This window comes from Shewanella sp. KX20019 (assembly GCF_016757755.1).
In the GTDB taxonomy this organism is placed as follows: domain Bacteria; phylum Pseudomonadota; class Gammaproteobacteria; order Enterobacterales; family Shewanellaceae; genus Shewanella.
Map to the genome: position 1 here is coordinate 4,902,488 of NZ_CP068437.1, position 22,288 is coordinate 4,924,775.

At 43.0% G+C, this 22,288-nt stretch carries 24 protein-coding genes; 17 read left to right on the top strand and 7 right to left on the bottom strand.

All coding sequences use genetic code 11. The features are described from left to right. Positions 1-5: 5 nt before the first annotated feature. Entirely contained in the window at positions 6-1,829 is a 1,824-nt protein-coding gene (gene recQ / locus JK628_RS21230) for a DNA helicase RecQ (RefSeq protein WP_202286880.1), read from the bottom strand. A 172-nt stretch (positions 1,830-2,001) separates the two neighbouring features. On the opposite strand from recQ, the gene JK628_RS21235 reads away from it, so the two are divergent. Both JK628_RS21235 and rarD read left to right on the top strand, forming a co-directional pair. After that, the gene (locus JK628_RS21235) at positions 2,002-2,466 is read left to right on the top strand and encodes a thioesterase family protein (RefSeq protein WP_202286881.1); all 465 of its coding nucleotides are present in this window, start codon (positions 2,002-2,004) and stop codon (positions 2,464-2,466) included. 308 nt (positions 2,467-2,774) lie between these two features. Beyond that, a complete protein-coding gene (gene rarD / locus JK628_RS21240; protein WP_202286882.1) occupies positions 2,775-3,662 on the top strand; it encodes an EamA family transporter RarD in 888 nt (295 codons plus the stop codon). Positions 3,663-3,729: 67 nt separating this feature from the next. Here the strand turns inward: rarD and argA are convergent, their stop codons facing one another. The 4 genes from argA to radC all read right to left on the bottom strand — a co-directional run bounded on the left by argA (position 3,730) and on the right by radC (position 6,570). Beyond that, positions 3,730-5,049 (bottom strand): amino-acid N-acetyltransferase, encoded by a 1,320-nt coding sequence (gene argA / locus JK628_RS21245; protein WP_202286883.1) that lies wholly within the window; start codon positions 5,047-5,049, stop codon positions 3,730-3,732. A gap of 298 nt (positions 5,050-5,347) precedes the next feature. Continuing rightward, positions 5,348-5,521, bottom strand: a complete 174-nt coding sequence (rpmG, locus tag JK628_RS21250) for a 50S ribosomal protein L33 (protein ID WP_011494790.1) — start codon at positions 5,519-5,521, stop codon at positions 5,348-5,350. Between the two features lie 6 nt (positions 5,522-5,527). Beyond that, a complete protein-coding gene (gene rpmB / locus JK628_RS21255) occupies positions 5,528-5,764 on the bottom strand; it encodes a 50S ribosomal protein L28 (protein ID WP_202286884.1) in 237 nt (78 codons plus the stop codon). A 128-nt stretch (positions 5,765-5,892) separates the two neighbouring features. Then, entirely contained in the window at positions 5,893-6,570 is a 678-nt protein-coding gene (radC, locus tag JK628_RS21260; protein WP_202286885.1) for a RadC family protein, read from the bottom strand. Positions 6,571-6,720: 150 nt separating this feature from the next. On the opposite strand from radC, the gene coaBC reads away from it, so the two are divergent. The 5 genes from coaBC (at position 6,721) to folE (ending at position 12,053) form a co-directional block, all read left to right on the top strand. Continuing rightward, on the top strand, positions 6,721-7,914 hold the full coding sequence (gene coaBC / locus JK628_RS21265) for a bifunctional phosphopantothenoylcysteine decarboxylase/phosphopantothenate--cysteine ligase CoaBC (protein WP_202286886.1): 1,194 nt from the start codon (positions 6,721-6,723) through the stop codon (positions 7,912-7,914). Beyond that, the gene (gene dut, locus JK628_RS21270) at positions 7,915-8,373 is read left to right on the top strand and encodes a dUTP diphosphatase (RefSeq protein WP_202286887.1); all 459 of its coding nucleotides are present in this window, start codon (positions 7,915-7,917) and stop codon (positions 8,371-8,373) included. Positions 8,374-8,472: 99 nt separating this feature from the next. Then, positions 8,473-9,066, top strand: a complete 594-nt coding sequence (gene slmA / locus JK628_RS21275) for a nucleoid occlusion factor SlmA (protein WP_202286888.1) — start codon at positions 8,473-8,475, stop codon at positions 9,064-9,066. Between the two features lie 141 nt (positions 9,067-9,207). Next, positions 9,208-11,175: an alpha/beta hydrolase family protein gene (locus JK628_RS21280; RefSeq protein ID WP_202286889.1), complete on the top strand. Its 1,968-nt coding sequence runs from the start codon at positions 9,208-9,210 to the stop codon at positions 11,173-11,175. Positions 11,176-11,393: 218 nt separating this feature from the next. Next, entirely contained in the window at positions 11,394-12,053 is a 660-nt protein-coding gene (gene folE / locus JK628_RS21285; protein WP_202286890.1) for a GTP cyclohydrolase I FolE, read from the top strand. A gap of 177 nt (positions 12,054-12,230) precedes the next feature. Here the strand turns inward: folE and pyrE are convergent, their stop codons facing one another. Further along, positions 12,231-12,872: an orotate phosphoribosyltransferase gene (gene pyrE / locus JK628_RS21290; RefSeq protein WP_202286891.1), complete on the bottom strand. Its 642-nt coding sequence runs from the start codon at positions 12,870-12,872 to the stop codon at positions 12,231-12,233. Positions 12,873-12,993: 121 nt separating this feature from the next. Beyond that, the gene (gene rph / locus JK628_RS21295; RefSeq protein WP_202286892.1) at positions 12,994-13,707 is read right to left on the bottom strand and encodes a ribonuclease PH; all 714 of its coding nucleotides are present in this window, start codon (positions 13,705-13,707) and stop codon (positions 12,994-12,996) included. A 192-nt stretch (positions 13,708-13,899) separates the two neighbouring features. On the opposite strand from rph, the gene JK628_RS21300 reads away from it, so the two are divergent. The 10 genes from JK628_RS21300 to JK628_RS21345 all read left to right on the top strand — a co-directional run bounded on the left by JK628_RS21300 (position 13,900) and on the right by JK628_RS21345 (position 22,259). Next, on the top strand, positions 13,900-14,763 hold the full coding sequence (locus JK628_RS21300; protein WP_202286893.1) for a YicC/YloC family endoribonuclease: 864 nt from the start codon (positions 13,900-13,902) through the stop codon (positions 14,761-14,763). A gap of 193 nt (positions 14,764-14,956) precedes the next feature. Next, entirely contained in the window at positions 14,957-16,225 is a 1,269-nt protein-coding gene (locus tag JK628_RS21305) for a tyrosine-type recombinase/integrase (protein WP_202286894.1), read from the top strand. Positions 16,226-16,480: 255 nt separating this feature from the next. After that, on the top strand, positions 16,481-16,699 hold the full coding sequence (locus JK628_RS21310) for a hypothetical protein (RefSeq protein WP_202286895.1): 219 nt from the start codon (positions 16,481-16,483) through the stop codon (positions 16,697-16,699). A 324-nt stretch (positions 16,700-17,023) separates the two neighbouring features. Next, the gene (locus JK628_RS21315) at positions 17,024-17,938 is read left to right on the top strand and encodes a hypothetical protein (RefSeq protein ID WP_202286896.1); all 915 of its coding nucleotides are present in this window, start codon (positions 17,024-17,026) and stop codon (positions 17,936-17,938) included. 284 nt (positions 17,939-18,222) lie between these two features. Beyond that, complete coding sequence (locus JK628_RS21320) at positions 18,223-19,032, top strand: hypothetical protein (RefSeq protein WP_202286897.1); 810 nt, start codon at positions 18,223-18,225, stop codon at positions 19,030-19,032. Positions 19,033-19,125: 93 nt separating this feature from the next. After that, on the top strand, positions 19,126-19,353 hold the full coding sequence (locus JK628_RS21325) for a helix-turn-helix transcriptional regulator (protein ID WP_202286898.1): 228 nt from the start codon (positions 19,126-19,128) through the stop codon (positions 19,351-19,353). Positions 19,354-19,609: 256 nt separating this feature from the next. Further along, positions 19,610-19,795, top strand: a complete 186-nt coding sequence (locus JK628_RS23590; RefSeq protein WP_202286899.1) for a helix-turn-helix transcriptional regulator — start codon at positions 19,610-19,612, stop codon at positions 19,793-19,795. A gap of 216 nt (positions 19,796-20,011) precedes the next feature. After that, the gene (locus JK628_RS21335) at positions 20,012-20,986 is read left to right on the top strand and encodes a YagK/YfjJ domain-containing protein (RefSeq protein ID WP_202286900.1); all 975 of its coding nucleotides are present in this window, start codon (positions 20,012-20,014) and stop codon (positions 20,984-20,986) included. Positions 20,987-21,200: 214 nt separating this feature from the next. Further along, on the top strand, positions 21,201-21,848 hold the full coding sequence (locus JK628_RS21340) for an HGGxSTG domain-containing protein (protein ID WP_202286901.1): 648 nt from the start codon (positions 21,201-21,203) through the stop codon (positions 21,846-21,848). Positions 21,849-22,019: 171 nt separating this feature from the next. Beyond that, the gene (locus tag JK628_RS21345; protein ID WP_202286902.1) at positions 22,020-22,259 is read left to right on the top strand and encodes an HTH-like domain-containing protein; all 240 of its coding nucleotides are present in this window, start codon (positions 22,020-22,022) and stop codon (positions 22,257-22,259) included. Positions 22,260-22,288: the final 29 nt, after the last annotated feature.

A 22,288-nucleotide genomic window follows, 5' to 3' on the forward strand; every position in this document is an offset into this window, starting at 1 on the left:
ACTCATTAGCCTTCGGCTAAGTAATTTTCGATCTCATCTAAAAACTCGCCACCGAAGCGCTCCAATTTGCGCTCACCAACTCCATTAACCGCAAGCAGCTCACCTGGGCTGGTAGGTAAAATAGACGCCATCTCGGCTAAAGTGGCATCGTTAAATACCAGATACGGCGGCACATCTAGTTCCTCAGCCAAGGTTCGTCTTAATAACTTTAGTCTGGCAAAGAGTTTACGATCATAATTGATTGGTGCTTTAGGGTTATGCCCACGACGCTTAGTGGTTTGGATAACGATTCGTGGTTCAGCCAGTAATAACTCAACCTCCCCTTTCAATACCATTCGTGCTGAAGGATTAAGGGTCACTGATGAGCCTCGAGTGATATCTTGGTTAGCTAGCCCTAGATGAATAAGCTGACGTATAACGCTTAGCCAGTGCTCATGACTCTTCTCTTTTCCTATTCCCCAAGTCGATAGCTTGTTGTGTCCTCGCTCCATCACAGTGGCTGCTTTAGAGCCTCTGAGCACTTCGATAAGGTGATTCACACCAAAACGTTGCCCTAGTCGATAGATGCACGACAGCACTTTTTGCGCATCTTGAATACCATTATATTTTTTAGGCGGGTCCAAGCATATGTCGCAGTTACCGCAGGGTTCTAATGCACTTTCATCAAAATAGTGCAGCAACACTTGGCGGCGACATGTCTGCGCCTCGGCGAAGGCAGCCATGGTGTTGAGTTTATGAAACTCAACCTGCTGCTGTGGCCCAGGTTCCGATTGCTCAATAAGATGCCTAACCCTGCCGATATCCGCAGGGTCAAACAACAGCAGAGCTTCGGAATCGAGACCGTCTCGGCCAGCTCGGCCGGTTTCTTGGTAATAAGCTTCAACACTTTTTGGAATGTCGTAATGCACCACGTAACGCACATTGGACTTGTTGATCCCCATGCCGAACGCCACGGTTGCGACCACTATATCCAGTTGATCTTTTAGGAACCTATCTTGTACATCGGCGCGCTCTTCTTGAGTTCGACCGGCATGGTACGCTTCGGCCTGGTGCCCCTGCAGACGCAAACGCTCAGCGACTTCGTCGACTCTGCGGCGACTACTGCAGTAAACGATGCCACTGTTACCATTTTGCGCATCTATAAACTGCCTTAATTGGTTGGCGGCATTGAGCTTTTCAGCAACGGTATAGCGAATATTAGGCCTATCAAAACTGGTCAATAGCGAGAATGGCTTGATTGTCAGTCGATCACAGATATCCACCCGCGTGGCGTTATCTGCCGTCGCGGTTAATGCCATGATCGGCACTTGCGGAAACTGCTGCCGTAAGCGACCAAGCGCGGCATATTCAGGCCTAAAATCATGGCCCCACTGTGAAATACAATGCGCTTCATCAATAGCGAATAAGGAGATATTCAACTCATGCAGTCGATCAATAAAACTGGCTTGCAGTAATCGCTCTGGTGAAACGTAAAGCAACTTAAGCTCACCATAATGCATCTGCTGCAAAATCTGCTGGCTCACTTCTCGAGGTTGAGACGAGTTAAGATAAGCCGCCGCCACTCCGGTCTGAATAAGACTATCGACTTGATCTTTCATTAACGAGATCAGTGGCGATACCACTATCGTTAAACCTGACAGTTGCAATGCGGGCAGCTGATAACACAGGCTTTTACCACCGCCAGTCGGCATGATCACTAAGCAGTCTTGTCCAGCGCAGATCTGTTCAACGACCTCACGCTGCCCCTCTCTAAAGGTGCGATATCCAAAGACAGACTGAAGGCTTGCAGATAACTGTTCGACTGGTTGTTCGATTGCCGCCTGATCCATAGTAAACCTGTGTTAAATATAAGGCCGACCATTCTAATGGAGCGAACTGCTGTTGTCTCTCCCCAAACGTTTTATCGATTAAAATTTAAACTTGCAACATAGGCTCCATTAGCGATAGATTAAATGCTCTAATTTAAGCGATTGTTCCTAAAAGGAACTAGCAGGGAGCTATATGAGTAATATAATTCAACAAGAAACATTACGCAGGGTCGCTGAAGTTTTTGACAAACACGTGCCTTTTCACAACCTACTCGGCATGGACATTAAACGTTATGATGTCGATGGCATTGAAGTCGTCGTAAAAATGAAGCCAGAATTAATTGGTAACATCCATCAGCAAATACTCCATGGCGGCGTCACGGCCACCGTACTGGACGTGGTAGGCGGGTTAACTGCTTTTTCAGGCCTAGTTGCCAGCCGCGACGATTGGAGTATTGAAGAGCTGGAAAAGCGTATTAAAACTTTAGGCACTATCGATCTTAGAATCGACTATTTGCGTCCAGGGCGAGGCGAGATCTTTACCGGTACCGGTACGGTCATTCGCGCCGGCAATCGAGTGTCAGTCTCCAGAATGGAGCTACATAATGAACAGGGTGATCATATTGCTTTCGGTACGGGCACATACATGGTGGGCTAATCAAAGTATGACAGCGATGCTTGCCATCTAACCCATGGCTTTTACGCTATCAAAATCACCTTCTCAACGCCAAAAACCTACAACAGCGATGGGTTAGATGATTCTTCGGTCTGACACGGTGCTGATACGGAAGTATTTATTTTCTCACTGTCACTGTTTGCTAACACGCTAGCACGTATCTTGAGCTATAGCGGATATATACCCATCCAATCTGAAGATGCAAGATGGGTATAAACACTAAGACTCGCTTGAGTCTATGCAGCGACAGGATTACACTTGCCGCTACGCCCTCTTTTTAGCACATTCCAATGCAAGATACAGAACACCGTAATGGCATAGCATTTGCCATTTGCGCATACACACTATGGGGCTTCGCTCCCCTATACTTTAAACTGCTCACCGATGTGTCTGCGGCTGAAATTTTGCTGCACCGTGTACTTTGGTCATTTGTTTTCATGGGGCTGTTAATGAGCCTGTTTGGGGGCTTTAGCCGTGTCAGGCAGCTGTTGAGAAATCCCAAACAATTAGCTGTTCTATGTGTCACCTCACTACTTATCGCCGCCAACTGGCTGTTATTTATATGGGCGGTAAATAATGACCATATGCTAGATGCCAGTTTAGGTTATTTTATTAACCCGCTGGTGAATGTGTTTCTGGCCATGTTATTCCTCGGTGAGCGCTTACGTAAACTACAGTGGGCTGCGGTTTCTTTAGCCGCCATTGGTGTGTCGGTGCAACTCATATCATTTGGCTCTATACCGTTCGTATCGCTTGCTTTAGCGGGATCTTTTGCTTGTTACGGCTTACTGCGTAAAAAGGTCAACGTTGACGCTAAAACAGGCCTGCTCGTTGAAACAGCCATTTTGATGCCGATAGCACTGATTTACCTACTGAGCAATATGGGTGATTCAATGACACATCTGCTGAACAACGATATGCATCTCAACCTATTGTTGTTGGCAGCGGGTATCGTGACCACGGTACCCTTGTTATGTTTTGCCGCAGCTGCAGTACGGATCCCCTTCACTATGCTCGGCTTTTTTCAGTACATAGGGCCCAGCATCATGTTTATCCTCGCAGTAAACTTGTTTAATGAGCCCTTTGATATGGAAAAAGGCATTACCTTCGCTTTTATTTGGGCTGCATTAGTCCTGTTTACCATCGATATGTTCTATAAGCGAAAACAAAAAAGATAACCGACAGATAGAACGTAAAAAGCGAACCTCAATAGGTTCGCTTTTTATGTTTAGGACAGAAGCTGCATTATAGGTCCAAGGCCAAAATCTTAGATTTACGTTGATAGTTATACAGCTGTTTCTTTGTCCCCGGTAACTCATCAACTTCAACAATCTTAAAGCCGTGCTCTAAGAACCAATGAATACTACGAGTCGTTAGTGCAAATAGCCTTGAGTAGCCTCTTACACTTGCCTGACTTATGATATTTTTCAGCAGCAAGCTACCACGGTCTGCATCTCGATATTCTGGATGCACCACCAAACAGGCGAACTCGCCCGCATTGTCCTCTTCAAAAGGATAGAAGGCAGCACAGCCGATCACTAAACTATCCCGCTCAATCAACATAAACTGTTCAATTTCCACTTCGAGTTGCTCACGGGAGCGGCGTACTAAAATGCCCTTCTCCTCGAGCGGCCTAATCAGATCCAAAATACCGCCGATATCCTTGATAGAAGCACGACGTAAGCGCTCCGCACTTTCAGTTACAATTTGCGTTCCGATACCGTCCCGAGAGAACAACTCTTGCAATAGCGCACCATCATCTAAATAACTGACAAAATGACAACGACTCACCCCATTACGGCAGGCATCAATACTGGCCTGTAAAAAAGCTTTAGTCCCTAAACAGAGCGGCGCTTGTTCAGGCAAGTTATTGAGGATGCTTTGTGCATCAGTCGGCATCAGTTCCGCTAGTACCTCGCCATGTTCATCCATAATCCCTTTGTGTGCACTAAAGCCAATCATCTTGTCAGCCTTCAACTTAACCGCTATTTGCGTTGCAACCTCTTCAGCCGTTAGGTTAAAGCTCTCTCCAGTAACAGAAGCCGCCACAGGGCCTAGTAAAACGATGCCACCGCTATCTAGCTGCCGCTTAAGCCCTTGGCTGTCAATCCGCCTCACTCTGCCGCTAAGGCTGTAATCCACACCATCTTCAACCCCAAGTGGCTGCGCAATAACAAAATTGCCGCTGACCACATTAATTTGTGCGCCCTGCATTGGGGTATTACTCAAACTCATCGACAACCTTGCTGTTATGTCGAGCTGCAACGCGCCCACCACTTGCTTGATCAATTTAAAAGTATCTTCGTCAGTGATCCTCACGCCATTGTAATATTCCGGCGTTAGACTGTATCGTGCCAATGCTTCATCAATTTGAGGTCTTGCACCATGTACAAGAACAATCTTTATCCCAAGGCTATGTAGCAGGGCAATGTCGTTAATAATGGCTTTAAACTGTGGCTGCGCTAATGCTTCGCCCCCCAGCATAACGACAAATGTTTTGCCTCTATGTGCGTTGACATAGGAAGCTGAGTGACGAAAACCATCGACAAGTTCTGTAGTACGCACGCTGAATCCACCTTTTAGTCTAAATAGACAGTCGCAACAATTGGTTTTATTGATAACACCTACCGATGATACTGCATTTTAATTCACTAAAACAGCATTTATTTTCACTTTGCGAGAGTAAAAAATACTACAACTAAACAAGTAAATTTAAAAGGTTGATAGGATTAATGTTAATAATGATGAGATTGAATATTCAGTCGTTGTCGCAGCAAAAGGGATGACGGGTGATATATGTTGAATTTTAGCCAAAAAAAAGCCTCTAAAAATAGAGGCTTTTAAAGATGCTTAAAACAAGTTATTACTTGATTTTAGCTTCTTTGTACATAACGTGCTGACGAATAACTGGATCAAATTTCTTGATTTCCATTTTTTCAGGCATGTTACGCTTGTTCTTTTCAGTCGTATAGAAGTGACCAGTTTTAGCGCTAGATACTAGCTTGATCTTCTCACGATTACCTTTAGATTTAGCCATGGTTTATTATACCTTCTCGCCACGGGCACGAAGTTCAGCAATAACTACTTCGATACCTTTCTTATCAACGATACGCATACCCTTAGTAGAGATACGTAACTTAACGAAACGTTTTTCAGTTTCTAACCAGAATCTGTGATTCTGTAGGTTAGGTAAAAAACGACGACGCGTAGAATTCTTTGCGTGCGAACGGTTGTTACCAACCATTGGTTTCTTGCCAGTTACTTGGCATACTCTTGACATGTCAAACTTCTCCAAAACAATATATATAACGCTCGAGCATTAATGTACCTCGAACACGGCCGTCGCCTGAGGCACACAACAGAGGGCGCATTTTATACAGGATCTAAAATCAAAGATCAAGGGTTAGATTAATCTATCCACCCTCGTTCGGCGAAAGAAACTATCTCTCGATCGCCTACAACCATATGGTCCAACAGGGAAACATCGATGGTTTGTAGTGCTTGTTTCAATCGCTCAGTAATTCGTCTATCGGCTGTACTTGGCTCTGCAATTCCAGAGGGATGATTGTGACACACGATCACAGCCGCAGCTTTTTTTTCAAGCACCAAGCTCACCACATCTCGTGGATAAACAGATGCCGAATTTATTGTGCCCCTGAATAATTCAACAAATTGAATGACTCTATGCTGGCTATCTAATAGTAAAACAGCAAACACTTCGTAGGCACGATCTGCTAATTGTCTCATTAAATAGTCTCGAGTTAAATCAGGATCCGATAAAATTTTGCCTCTTTTTAGATTTTCTTTAGAAATTCGGTTACCGATCTCAACTGCAGCTTGCAATTGAGCAAACTTAACCGGGCCGATTCCATCCAAGCGACACACTTGTGCTTGAGAGGCTGTCAGCAAGCTTCTAAGCCCTCCGAATTCCGTTATCATCATACGAGCTAACTCAACAGCACTTAACCCCTTAAGACCGACTCTGAGTAATACAGCCAGCAACTCCGCATCCGATAGCTGCTGCGCACCATTAAGCAGTAATTTTTCTCTTGGCCCTTCACCTTGCGGCCAGTCTTTAATTCCCACAGTAACCTCCTTGTCATTACTTATAATTAAGTATGGTCGAGAATTTACTAACTTGTTCATCAACTCGATTAGGATTGTGATATCTTAGGCCGCAACATCGACTGCACGGATAGCATTAAAATCCGTCAAAATGATTATGGAAATAGACGTATGGGTTTGAAAAACAAGAAAGTCCTTTTAGGGATCGGCGGTGGCATTGCAGCCTACAAATCTGCTGATTTAGTGCGCAAGCTGAAAGATCGAGGCGCAGACGTTAGAGTCGTTATGAGCCGAAGCGCACAGGAGTTCATCACGCCTCTCACCCTACAAGCTTTATCTGGTTACCCGGTGTCTACCGATCTACTCGACCCGAGCGCAGAAGCGTCTATGGGACATATTGAATTAGCCCGCTGGGCTGACTTAGTCATCATAGCACCCGCCACGGCAAACTTAATTGCCCGCATGAGTTGCGGCATGGCTGATGAGCTCATCACCACCACATGCTTAGCTACAGAAGCCCCTATAGTGCTTTGTCCGGCAATGAATCAACAGATGTATCGCAATGCCGCAACACAAGCCAATTTAAAGACCGTAACGCAACGCGGGATCGCCGTCTGGGGCCCTGATTCTGGTTCACAGGCTTGTGGTGAGGTTGGTCCAGGTAGAATGTTAGAGCCTGTTGCCATTGCTGAGCGAACCGAGCGGTTCTTTGGTCCAAAGCTATTAGCGGGAGTCTCATTATTGCTAACCGCAGGGCCGACCCGTGAAGCCATCGATCCAGTAAGGTATATCTCAAATCACAGCTCAGGCAAGATGGGCTTTTCACTTGCTAATGCCGCTGCTGAAATGGGCGCGAAAGTGACGCTTGTTACAGGGCCTGTTAATTTAGCCACCCCAGAAAATGTCACCCGCATTGATGTAGAATCAGCACAAGAGATGCTTGATGCTGTGCTCCCCGAAGTTGAAAACCATCAAATTTTTATCGGTTGCGCTGCAGTAGCCGATTATCGAATCGCGGATATTGCCGAGAGTAAAATCAAAAAATCTGCGCAGGAGATGCAGCTTGCACTGGTTCGAAATCCTGATATCTTAGCCACCGTTGCCAGCCATGCTAAGCGACCGTTTACGGTTGGTTTTGCAGCAGAAACCAATGATGTAGAACAATACGCCAAAGGTAAACTTGAGCGTAAGAAACTCGATATGATCGCCGCCAATGATGTTTCTAACAGTAGCATTGGCTTTAATAGCGACAATAATGCGCTCAGCGTATTTTGGCACGGTGGGAAAACACATCTCCCCGCTGTCGACAAACAAACGTTAGCCAAGCAATTACTCACCCTAATCGCAGAAAAAGTAAAAAAATAAATGAAAACACCGATTGAATTAAAGATTCTAGACTCTCGTATTGGCAGCCAGTTTCCACTGCCAGCCTATGCGACGCCTGGTAGCGCTGGAATGGACTTGCGCGCCATCACTGACACTCAGCTCACCATACTCCCAGGTGAAACAGTGCTGATCCCGACTGGTATTGCAGTCCATGTGGCAGACCCAAGCTTAGCTGCCATAATATTACCTCGTTCAGGCCTAGGCCATAAACACGGTATCGTACTCGGCAACCTAGTTGGATTAATTGACTCTGATTACCAAGGGCCATTAATGGTCTCTTGCTGGAATCGTGGTAGCGAGCCCTTCACTATTGAAATTGGTGATCGTCTGGCGCAGTTAGTCTTTGTTCCAGTCGTACAAGCAGAATTTAAACTTGTTGATGAATTTGATAGCTCAGATCGCGGTGCAGGCGGGTTTGGTCATTCAGGTACAAAATAAGAAACTATCGCGTTAAACGCATCACTATATTTTATAGATAGCACGGAGCTACGTTTTCTTGCTGTCTCGCTCAGTAGTATTCGAGTGAAGGACTGATAAATGGCTGCAAGCCCAAAAATAAATCGCCGCGAACATATTCTTCAATGTTTGGCGACCATGCTAGAAACAAACCCAGGACAACGTATAACCACGGCAAAATTAGCCGCTGAAGTTGGCGTATCAGAGGCAGCCCTCTATCGTCACTTTCCGAGCAAAGCACGGATGTTTGAGGGCCTGATTGAGTTTATCGAAGAGTCGCTGCTTTCTCGTATCAATCTCATCATGGATGAAGAGAAAGACACCATGAAGCGCTGCCAACAGTTGTTACAACTGCTACTGGTTTTCGCTGAGCGTAATCCCGGTATTTCTCGAGTATTAAACGGTGATGCCCTGCTCGGTGAAAATGAGCGTTTACGTAGTCGTATTAGCCAACTATTTTCAAAAATTGAAACTCACCTTAAGCAAATTCTACGCGAAAAAAGCTTGCGTGAAGGCCAAGGCTTTAGCATCGACGAAGCCGTGCTGGCTAACTTACTGCTGGCTATCGCAGAGGGTAGAATAGCCCAGTTTGTACGTAGTGAATTCAAGATGAAGCCGACCAAACACTTCAATGAACAATGGGCATTTGTGCAGCAGCAACTACTGCAAAGTTAACGAATCATGGGGTTAAGTGTCGAATATAAAGCCACTTAACCTTACTACTTATTAATCTATTGAACCGTAAATTATTTTCCCCTATTCTCTCCCTGTTGCTGTTCGAAAATAGAACACTCTCAAATAAAACAAGGAAGTAATATGAGGATCCCATCTCTCATCACCCTCGTTGTGCTTATGAGCACAACACTGTCAGCTTTTGCTGAAGATACCCTGCCCATTGCGCAACAATTCAGTCGCGGCGCCGAGTTTAGTAATCTAAAAATATCTCCGGCCGGCGACTATATTGGTGCTATCACCAAACACGAAGGTAAAAATAAGCTACTAATATTGGATGCTGAAACCAAACAACTACACCATGCAGTATTTTTCCCAGGTAATGCTCAAGTGGGTAATTATCAATGGGTAAATAACAACCGCCTGGTATTGCAAAAAGAATATCTGAAAGGTTGGCAAGAACACCCCATCTATTATGGCGAATTATTCGCAGTCAACGCAGATGGTTCCAAAGCTACTTATCTATTTGGCTATAACAGCGGCGAGCAGCAAACGGGCTCGTATATTAAGAAAAATACGCCCATCCGAGCCACCGCCCATATTTTGGATCCTCTGCCCAATGATGACCGTCATATGCTCGTTAACGCCGTGCGATGGACCAACTCAAACTTGGTTGACTATGAGCTTAAGCAGGATGTTTACCGGGTTGATGTCTATCGAGGCAAGCGTAAAAAATTAATGCGCGCCCCCATAGGGTACTCTCGCTTCTTGACCGATTATGAAGGTGAAGTTCGCTTTGCTGTTGGTGAAGATAAGAGCAACACCACTAAAGTGTTTTACCGCAAAGATGGTGAATGGATCAATAGCGATAAGCTCACTCTGGGACTAACTGATTTTAGCCCTATCTCTTTTACTGAACAAAAAGATAGTATTTATGCGGCAGGGCGAGAAGAGGGTCAAACCGTAGGCGTATATAGAATTGATCTTGAGACGGGCAATAAAAAGAAAATAATTCAAGACAAGGTGGTCGATCCTAGTAATTTTTGGATCAATAGAAAAACCAAACAACTGTATGCGGTAGAGTTCGAAAATGGCTACCCAAACTACGCATTTGTTAACCCGAAAGAACAACACTCTAAAGTGTTAAAGCAACTGATTGACGCCTTACCGGGCCACCAAGTCCATATCGTAAGTCAAGATAGAGACTCCAACGTACTCATTATAAAGGCTTCTAATGACCGTAACCCTGGCGATTACTACATTTTTGATGCAAAAAAAGTAAAGTTGGAATACCTAGCATCGCAAAAAGACTGGCTTGACCCAGATCTTATGGCAGAGGTAAAACCCATCAGTTTTACCAGTCGTGATGGGATACTGATCCATGGTTATTTGACATTACCTCATGCTAAAGAAGCTAAAAACTTACCCTTGGTGGTAAATCCTCATGGGGGACCCTATAACACCAGAGATTGGTGGGAGTTTAACGCACAGAATCAAATGATCGCCAGTGAAGGCATGGCGGTATTGCAAGTCAACTTCCGTGGCTCAGGTGGTTACGGTAGTGCTTTTGAACAAGCTGGCTACCAAAAATGGGGCACCGACATTCAATATGACATTATTGATGCAACGCGCTACGTCATAGAGCAAGGCTACGTCGACAAAAATCGCATCTGTATTGCGGGAAGTAGTTTCGGCGGCTATAGCGCGTTGCAAAGCGCCATTATCGAGCCCGAGTTATTTAAATGCGCCATCGGCATTGCCGGTGTGTACGACTTACCGCTTTGGAAAGATGACAGCGATGTAGCAGATTCAGATTCAGGTCAAAGCTATCAAGATCAAGCCCTTGGTACTAACATCGCCCAGCTTAAAGCCATGTCTCCAGCGTACAATGTCAGCAAGCTAAAAGCATCGTTAATGCTAGTGCACGGTGGTGATGATAAACGCGTTCCCATCGAGCAACTTGAATCGTTAGAAATTAGCCTCAATAAAATAGATTATCCCTACAAAAAGTTAGTCATGGATGATGAAGGCCATAATTTTTATAACGACAGCCATAGAGCAAAATATTACAGCGAAATGCTGACCTTCCTGAAAACAAATCTTAAGTTGTAATTCATCACATCGAAAAACCGACTAATTTAGTCGGTTTTTCTTATCGCAAGCTGGTTTTTTGGTGTATATTTGCAGCAAATCGCTGTATCCTCCCTGCTCTTATAGTCAAAGCAAAGCGTTAACACTCTACTATTATTGTTTAACGACACCAGTCAGATTGTGAGTCGCAACGAAGAAAACCAGAGACAGTACCACGACCCGTTACAGTGGAGGAACTTATGACATCAAAAGAAGCTATCCTCAGTGAATCAGCACAATTAGTACAAGCTGCACTACTTGAGCGCGGGCTTGAAACCCCGATGCTGCCATGCGAATTTACTCCTGAAGAGCGTAAAGACAAAATTGAGCATCATATGCGCGAAGTCTTAACGTTAATGTCGTTAGATCTGCGAGATGACAGTTTGGCCGATACTCCGCGTCGCATAGCCAAAATGTACGTGGATGAAATCTTTTCAGGTCTTGATTACGCCAACTTTCCCAAAATTACCGTGATTGAAAACAAGATGGGCTTCGATGAGATGGTCAAGGTTAACGACATTAGCCTTACCAGTACCTGCGAACACCACCTTGTCACTATTGATGGCCTAGCACGAGTGGCTTATTTGCCGCGTAAAAACATTATTGGCCTGTCGAAAATTAACCGCATTGTACGCTTCTTCGCGCAGCGTCCACAGGTACAAGAGCGCCTGACTCAACAAGTTCTAGTCGCACTACAAACCTTGCTTGAAACCAAAGATGTTGCTGTGAAAATGGATGCTGTACATTACTGTGTTAAATCCCGTGGGGTGATGGACTCAACCAGCTCAACCACCACCACAGCATTGGGCGGTATTTTTAAATCTAATCCGGCCACCCGCGCCGAGTTTCTTAGTAACTAGGTTCTAGGTTCTAGGTTCTAAAATATTTAAGCAGATTAGAGAACGAGCCTTCGGCTCTTCTAGAACGCAGCAAACCACTGCGAGAAACTGAAAACAAAAAAGCAAAAGCCAACCTAATAGCTTTTGCTTTTTCCTAGAAGTGAGTCTGCGAACGCTCTAGTAATCTGAACTTATCTTTTAGATCCCGTATTGTTCACGGTAAGCACTCACTGATGCAAGCTCTGTTTCCATACCCGGTTTTTCTGACAAGTAGTTAATCAAGTCTTCAAGCTTAACAATTGACACTATTTCACAACCGAAATCGCGTTCAACTTCTTGAATCGCAGATAACTCACCAGCACCTTTTTCTTGGCGATCAAGTGCAATCAACACGCCCGCAAGCTTCGCATTATGCGCTGCTATGATTTCCATTGATTCGCGAATAGCAGTGCCTGCAGTAATCACATCATCAACTAACATCACGCGGCCTTTTAGCTCGCTACCGACTAAGCTGCCGCCTTCACCGTGCTGTTTTTTCTCTTTACGGTTAAAGCAGTAAGGCATATCGATATCGTGATGATCACACAAGGCAACCGCCGTGGTAGTAGCGATAGGAATACCCTTGTATGCAGGCCCAAACAACAAGTCATGTTCAATCTCAGAATCGACCAATGCCGCCGCATAGAAGCGACCAAGACGCGATAAATCACGACCAGTATTAAACAAGCCTGCATTGAAAAAGTAAGGGCTAGTGCGGCCTGATTTTAACGTAAACTCGCCAAATCTAAGTACCTGACGTTCAAGGGCAAACTCAATAAACTCACGTTGATAGGCTTTCACAATATCTCCTTAAAAAATGTAGGGGCAACTCTATTTATTTTAATCACTTTACTGATTATAAACGCTGACAAAAAGCACTTACAAAAAGGACCCCGTAGGGCCCTAATAACAAAAACATAATTTAGCTTAAAGACGCTTTTTGAATATCAACGATCTCTCGGATACCGTGCTTAGCCAAATCTAATAAGCTTAATAGCTCTTCATGACTGAACGGCTCGCCTTCAGCTGTGCCTTGAATTTCAATCATCTTACCGGTTTCAGTCATTACAACATTCATGTCGGTTTCAGCAGCACTGTCTTCGATATATTCTAAATCGCAGATAGGCTCGCCTTTATAGATACCAACACTAACAGCAGCAATAAGGAACTTAAGTGGGTTAGTTTTTAAAATACCTTTACCACGTGCCCAGTTAAGCGCGTCAACCAAAGCAACACAAGCACCAGTAATAGCAGCAGTACGCGTACCGCCGTCAGCTTGGATAACATCACAATCGATAACGATAGTGTTTTCGCCCAAAAGCTTCATATCAACAGCCGCACGTAATGAACGACCGATTAAACGCTGGATCTCTTGAGTACGACCAGACTGCTTACCACGAGCTGCTTCACGGTTCATGCGGCTATGGGTTGAACGTGGCAACATACCATATTCAGCGGTAACCCAACCTTGGCCCTGGCCTTTAAGAAAACGCGGTACACCCTCTTCAAAACTGGCGGTACACAGCACTTTAGTATCACCAAACTCAACTAAAACCGAACCTTCGGCATGAGCGGTAAATTGACGTGTGATAGTCACTGGACGAGATTGTGCTGGAGTTCTGTCGCTTGGGCGCATAGTGAATTCCTGTATTTGAAAACATTGGGGTAATTTGGCTGCATATTATAGGGATATGTGAGCCAGTATGCTATCTGAATAATAAAACTCATCTCAAAAGCACGTCAGTAAATTATGGCTATATCCTGCACCTTCGTGCCAATTGAGTATATAATCACAGCTCACTTAGACGAACTACACTGGAAATTATCCATGATCCAAAGCATGACAGCCTATGCTCGCATTGAGCACAAAGCAGACTGGGGCACCGCCTCTTGGGAAATCCGTTCAGTTAACCAGCGCTACCTAGAAACATACCTGCGTCTGCCAGAACATTTCCGCAGCTTAGAGCCAGTGCTAAGAGATCGTCTTCGTAAACGTTTAAACCGCGGTAAAGTTGAAGTCAATCTGCGTTATGACTTAGCAGACAGCACCAGTAGCGAACTGCAATTGAATCAAGATTTGGCCAAACAGATCATCAATGCCGCTAACTGGGTAAAAGATGAAGCAGGCCAAGGCGAGCTCAATGTTGTTGACGTACTGCGCTGGCCTGGCGTGATGTCTAGCTCAGAGCAGGACATGGACTCTTTAGGTAAAGAGCTGCTAGTGGCATTCGATTCAGCTGTCGACCAGTTTATTGAAGCACGTGGCCGAGAAGGCGAAGCCATCAACGTTATGTTGCAAACTCGCCTTGATCAAATCGTTGATCTCGTTGCAGTGGTTCGTTCTCACATGCCTGTTGTTATGCAGTGGCAACGAGATAAGCTAACCAACCGTTTAGCAGAAATCACCGGCGAACTTGATCCTGCACGTATGGAGCAAGAGATGGTATTGATGGCGCAAAAGATGGACGTTGCCGAAGAGATGGACAGACTAGACGCTCACGTAGCCGAGACTCGTCGCATACTCAAAAAAGGTGGCGCACAAGGCCGCAGACTCGACTTTATGATGCAAGAGTTTAACCGTGAATCAAACACGTTAGCTTCTAAATCTATCAGTGCAGAAGTCACTTCTGCAGCAGTTGATTTAAAAGTGCTTATCGAGCAGATGCGCGAGCAGATCCAAAACGTCGAGTAAGCTCTGAATGCCCTGCTAGCTCTACCTTTAACCCTGCTGTAACACTTGTTTTGGTAGGGTTTTTTATTTCTACCTTGTTTTTACTTGTTTCAGATTGTTTGCTATTGTTTCACCATAAGTGGGACTAAAATGGTGACTAAATAGATTAGTCACCACTTTAAAATAAGTTAGTCACCAATTTGGACTTGAGCAAATGAACGATAAGCAGATAAAGTCTTTTTTAAAAAGCAAAGAGCTAGGACGTAAGGCTGTAGGTGATGGACTCTATATCCGAGTACAGACTGAAGGCGTCGCTTACTGGGAGGTTCGTTACAGCATTAACGGTAAGCGCCGCTCTATGATGTTACAAGGTGGTGTATACCCAGCGATGCCTTTAGTAGAGGCGAGAGCTGAAGCCGCAAAGATTAAGTTATTAGCTAAGCAAGGTATAGATTCACTTGCTGAACGAGAGCGTCAACAAGAAGAGACCATCATTACCGTCAATGACCTTTTCGACGATTGGTATCAAACAACCGCTTCACGTTTAAAGCACCCAGAAATTCCAATGCGTATGTACACCAAAGATATTAAACCAACCATCGGTCCACTGCGGATTGCAGATGTAAACGCACTAGATATTAGGACTATCATTCATAAGGTCGCTACCAGTAACCGCCCTACCGTTTCTAATAAGACCTTGCTGTGTTGTAAACAGCTATTTAATCATGCCTGTAAACTTAATCTTATCGTTGGTAACCCAGCCACAGCTTTTAAACCTATTGATGCTGGTGGTGTAGAAAAAAGTAGAACAAGAGCACTAAAAGTTTCAGAGCTCGTTAGTTTATTCAAAGTATTAAGAGACAACCACCAAATATTTACAAGAGACAACTACTTAGCAGTTGCTTTATTACTCTCATTAGGCGTTCGAAAAGGGGAGCTAATCGCGGCTCAGTGGCGTGAATTGGATTTTAACAATCAGCTTTGGCATATGCCAAAAGAACGAAGTAAAACTGGCGTAGCTATTACTATCCCCCTACCTCCTCCAACTATCGACTGGTTTCAAGAACTTCATGCTAGAGCTGGTGGTTCGGAGTTTGTTTTCCCATCACGACGTGCAAGTAAACGCCGTGGTTATATCTCTAGCGACACACTAAACCATGCCTTAGCAAAGCTCTTCGGAAAAAAGGTCGACAGCAATAAACAACCCTATGACAACTTACTAGGACAAGCAGGTATTGAACACTTCACCATCCATGACTTACGTAGAACCTGTCGTAGCTTGTTAGCTGAGATCAAAGTCCCCCCTCATATTGCTGAACGTTGCCTCAACCACAAATTAAAAGGTATTGAAGGTGTCTACAATCAGCATGACTATTTAGAAGAACGCAGAGAGGCTTTACGCCTATTAGCGGGTCTATTAGCTCCTCTTGTCAATGACACCCACAGCTCTACACTCTCTACCAATCCCATACTAATCATATAGTTAATCGCATACAGTTTAATTGGAAGTGATCATAAAACTAAACTAATCAAAAAAGTGATCACTCAAAAATTCTAACTAAAGTATTAATACTAATTATCATGATGAAATTCAATTACACAGAGTTACAGTTTTGGTGTTATGACGATTGTGATTATAGTAATCTAAGCAAACTTAATGAACTACCGACATGGGAGCATTAATGCTAATTCGATTTAAAAAAGGGGCTCTGTTCTAGGTATCACCTAGGAGAGAGAGATGAAAAAAGAAGTTCGACTTATCCGTTTTTACGGTATCAATGAAGCTGGACTGGCAACATTACCCCGTAAAGTTTCAGGTAGACATATTTCACGTATCTGTGTTGGTGAAGATATGGGGTGTTCCCACTGCTTCCCACACGGTATTGATACGTCAAACAGTTACCTAACGAAAGAGCAGCGAAACTGGAAAAAGTACCGCAAAACTCAGTACCGCTAATAAAAATCCTAAACGAAAACAGCACTCATTTGAGTGCTGTTTTCGTAGTGATAATTCGCTAAGTCATGATATGCAATCCGTTCTTCTGCATAAACAAAACTATGCCTAAAACTAAACTGGACTTCATTCCCATACTGCTTTTTTCTGAAATGGTGTTGACATAATTTGGACGTGACTGTAAGTTAATTATCGTAAGGTTATGTGCGACCTGTCAGCTCACGGACAAAGCGAAATGCAGCACGAAGTAATAAAACCACTTCACAAAATAATTTAGTATCTTCCACTGCGGAATGTGAGCACGCAGTATTAATCGGATGCTTTATTATGACCAAATACCCTTCAGTGAGCCAAGCAAAGGCTCATGCAAAGTACATATCAAGAACTCTAAATATCAAGCTTTCTCATGCAAAAGAGTCTGTTGCCTACATGTATAGCTGTTTCGATTTCCGTGAGCTTTGCGATAAGTCCGGCTTAGAAATTACAGAAGAGCTAGGTAAGTACATATCAACTCCAAGTGTCAGTGATTTACAGAAGCTTGTTCCACTTCTAGAACCACATATACAAGCAATACGTGAGCACATCAATCCAATTATTCACCTAGAGTCTTCGGTATTATCCAAAATAGCAAAAGGAAAACTTTACCGGCTCTCTCGTGATGTTGTCTCAGGTATGCTTTGCAAAGATACTGAAGCTGACTGGTCAGATTCAGCTTCTGTTATTAAGCTTATTGAATTCCTTGATGACTCGGTTTCTACCGTTCTCCTGCAAAGGTCTAATAAGCCAGATTCGCGTAATTATGCCAACCCTTGGATTAAACCAACCGCTCTTGGATTGAAAGTCTACGGCACTTATCATTTTAACAATAAATTCGTGGATATTGTCATCCGAGAATTCGACTTCCAATTTGATCACCCTTTAAAAGGTAACAGTATAGCGAGAAGACAGTGGTTTGGTGATTACGTTGTTGGATATCTAAGACACATTGCAGAACAACTAATTTCTCTTGGATATCAAGGCAACCTGAAACTTTGCAGAGTTAACAATCTCCGAGGTTGTGAACTCCTTGAGGATACATCTGGGGTCTATGCTACAAAAGATGATGGTCAGTCTTCAGCTTTCTACAATTTACTGATTATTGGTGGTAAATGGTCTTGTTATAAAAATGAAAATGAGAAGCCCTCCTCATTTGGTGTAGAGATACCTCTCTCAACTCTTTCTGTAAAAAATAGAGCTAAGTGAGAAAAGCGGATAATTTTAACCTAATTAACTTGCCCTTTCACTTCATCCTATATTCGTGAATCCACCTATTAGTACTTCCTCATATAGCTTGAGCGCTACCCCAATCTCAAACTAAAAGGTATAGAGAAGTTATTAACCCGCATGACTACTTAGAGGAACGAAGAGAGGCTTTATGCGAATTGGCGGTTCTATTAGTCGCCTCTTATCAATGACACTCATAAAAACATAACCCCTTTTATTAAGCGTGATTATTCCAACAACACTAAACTTGCAGAGATCAAAAAATGTCAAAAAAACTTGAGAATAGAATAGCTAAAAATTTCGATAAAGTTTTTAATTTTGAACAATTCACTAGCCAAGATCAGCTAAACATTGAACCTGTTGGACGTGATTTTCTTAATCAATTTGTAAGTGAATTTTCAAGATTGAATAGACTCTCTATTCCATTAACCGTACATCACATTGAAAACATCAATGGAATACCAACACCGACAGAATACCCAACAAGTTTTCAAAAGATAAAACACCAACTAGCATACATACAGTTCTTATATGAGGAATTAGAACGACTTCAAAATAAGCTCATTAATTTCCCTCAAGAAAACAAATTTCAACTCGACGATATCAAAGCCTTAAGTCAATCCCATGAAAAATCAGAGCAGGCTAAATTTACGCTAGGCTTGCTTGTTGGTGCTCATAATCAAGAGATGAATAACTCTTATTTTAACGAGGCAGGTAAAGCAAAAATGCAGGCTGAACAGCTAAAGTCGATTAATAAATATAATCAAAAATATGCCAAGGCACTCGAACTAACACAAAAAGTGCTTTCACATTTCTATAGTGTTGAAAGTAACCATCCTTTTAAGCCTAGTTTACTGATAGATTATATTGAAATGCTGTGCAATGAACACAAGATCGGCTACCCCAAGGATAGAAAGTCAGAAATATTTAAAGATTTTATAAACATTTGCCTCAAAGCTATCACACCTCATACAAACTGGTCAGGCTCGACAAAACATGATTATAAACATATAGATAGAAGATCGTTCAATAAAACATATAAGCCTTACATAAAGCAATTAATTACAAAATAAGCAAAGGGCTCACAGAGAGCTATCTATTAGTCATCCTCAAAACAGCAAAGTCACTCCTGAAACATACAGAGATAATCTTAAACAGGAGTGACCATGAAAATATCAAGTTCAACATCACAAACCAAATCGCCAGACCGCATCATTCGCGAAGCCGAGCGCAAAAGCATCACTTCAATTTCACGATGCACTGCTTGGAGGCTTGAGCGTAGAGGCCTTTTCCCAAAGCGTCGCCAGTTATACCCACAAAGTAACCTAGTAGGTTGGCTATTATCAGAGCTAAATGAATGGGTATCTTCCCGTCCGTCTACAAATTTAAGGTAGTGAACTATATGACTCAAAATCACATTGACCATCTTGAAATGTATATTGATGAGAACCGACAAGTAAATAGGGCTCAGGTTCTTCGGCTGCTCGGTGATATAAGCCGCTCAACACTATACCGTAGAGTGAGTTCGGGTGAGTACCCCTCTCCAGTCACTAAGCAGGGCAATAAGTCTTACTGGATTTTCAAAGATATTAAAAAAGCTCACCACCTTTATCTAATAAAAAATCAGCAATCAGCGGTTAGGGAGAGATCATGAAATCAACAGCTATAGCCTATGAGCCATTATTAACGCTATCAGATATTTATCACTATCTAAATGTAAGTATTACCACTCTGCATCGATTAGTTATAAGTGGGAGCTTGCCACCAGCATGGTTCACTCATAAAGGTACGAACTACTGGAAGTTATCTGACATAGATAAATGGCTTACATCTTAAGTCATCTATAGGCTTTAGAAGCAGGTTAACACCTGCTTTTTTTATCAAAGTAGCTGACACACTTTGAACTAATGACCACACACGTGGCTGCAAACTGAAAAGCCTTAAAACCCAGACATGGTGCATAGTCCAGGCTTAAACCGACAACTCAGTACGGCGGATATTAAATAATATACCGTCACCATACCAACCAAATGTCTAACTTTAAGAATACTAATGATGTCGATTAAAACCAAACAACGTAATTTATACAAACCTTTCGCTAAGTCATCCAAGCGCTTTTTTTGTATCAATCAACACAACTCAAGTTTAGCCGCTTACAAGGACCATGCTTATCATGTCTTCAAGCCTAAACAAAAGTCCTTAAACAAAAAGATGGTCAACACCATTATCTCTGATTACGAAATTATGCTTAGTCATTACAGTCGAGTATTCGTTGTCAGAATTGAGCTGCACCCGAATACTTACTCGGCAGACAACAAAGTCATTAGGCTGTTCTTAGAGCGACTAATAACATTCCTATCTGGCGAATACGAAAGTAAGGTTATTTATCATTGTGCCAGAGAACAAGAAACTTCAGATCTAGAGCATTACCATCTCGAACTCATGCTTAGCGCTCATAAAATTAACCATTCCAACCGAATACTCTCATTAGTTAAAGCTATGTGGGAGATGCATGCTAATGGCACCGTGTCATTTGTCGACAATCCTTTCTGCATAGTGCATAGAGGCAATAAAACCTCGCTCAAACATGCTATTTACCGATCAAGCTATCTGGCTAAAGAACACACCAAAGAACTCAATGGTAATGCTAAAGGCTTCTTAAGTAATAAGCTCCCACCAGCAAAGACCTTTGATCCTACCAATGACTTAATGCTGGTGGACCCATACATCACATTAGAGATAAATAGACGAAAGCAGGCATTTGAGGTTACTCAAACAACAGAGTCAGAGTCTAGAACCAAGACTAGTAAGTCATCAAAATATGCTTGGTTTAATACCAAGCCTCACTCTCAGCGGCTAAAAGAGTGTATCGCCTCAAAAACCACCAGTTTAAACCATCTGACTACTCCCTCTTCCACAATACAGAACAGGCAAACTTATCGATACAAGAATGCATTGGTCAATGAACTGTCTGAGGACGTGATCACTATTAAATCTAATAGTGATCACTCTAGTAGCACTCCATGAACCGAAGAGTGATCACAATTAACTTGATCAGATAGGTCATCAATAGCGAAGGCATTCAGCACATATAAACAGCATGAAACAAGTTACACCGGGGGCTTGTGAAAATAGAGTGCTCAAAGCCTTACCAGTTTTATCAGAATGCAAAACAAAGCCCATGAACCGAAGAAATAATAAAAGGTGATCACTTAAATGGTCACTAAAAACAGGAGCTGTAATGGCTAAATTCAACCTAGAGAGCCTGCCAAAATGCGGTGCTAAGACCAGAAGTGGACAGCCATGCCAACGCTACGGCAATAAGACAAATGGCCGCTGTAAGCTACATGGTGGGCGCTCTACTGGTGCAAAGACCAAAGAAGGAAAGCTTGCTGTGCGCGTTAACGCATTACTCAATAGCTTTACCTGGTACTTTAACAATCACTTCGAGATGAAAATCAAAAAGACAGATATTGAAAACGCCATCTCAGCTTACTTTCGCTTAATTGATCTCAGTAATATCACATCAACTGAACTCAATGACGAAGTGATAAACATTGTTAAAGAGTATCGAGTAGAGCTAGAGATGAGCAAATACTATATAGCTAAGCATGATGGTGCAGATGCACTACTTACCGTCCAATCAGCACTAGACCATTACTACAAAGATACAGCCGCCCAACACCTAAAATTTCATATTTACACACCCATCTACCCAGCCCCTAATTACCATAGATATTCAGGTTCAAAAGCCGAGCACGATAATGAGATTCAAATGCTCGCAAGGACTACAAGTAAGAAAGGCGCTTTTTACTCAGGACGGGATTATCCAAGTCCTGAACAAAAAGCATTCAAGAAACAACTCAAAGAAATCAGAAAGCTCTTGTAATGCCTGCTAATCATCAACTACATACAACTCATAGACACTTTTAGAATGACGCCTAGATTGACCTTAAACACAGGCTAAACAATTAATGGAAGATACGTATTGCTTAATTATATAATTTATATAAATTAGCTAATACAAACGTAATAACGTGTATATCAAAGGCGCTATAACATGACTGAACAAGCCATCTTCGACAGCATCAAGCATGCACTCGATGAAGCCCCTCGCAACCAATATACTGCTGAGATGCACCTACAAATGATCAAGTATGCAGATGAGCTCAAAAGCATCACAGCCAAGGAGTTCTGCGAAGGTGTCGGCCTTAAAAGCAGCTTTGGTACTGAATTCAGCAAAATGCGTAACTTAACGGCACGCCTTAAAGCTGCAGGCTTAAACACCGACAATTTATAACAGCCCAACTCTTATTAAAGTTTCCTCTA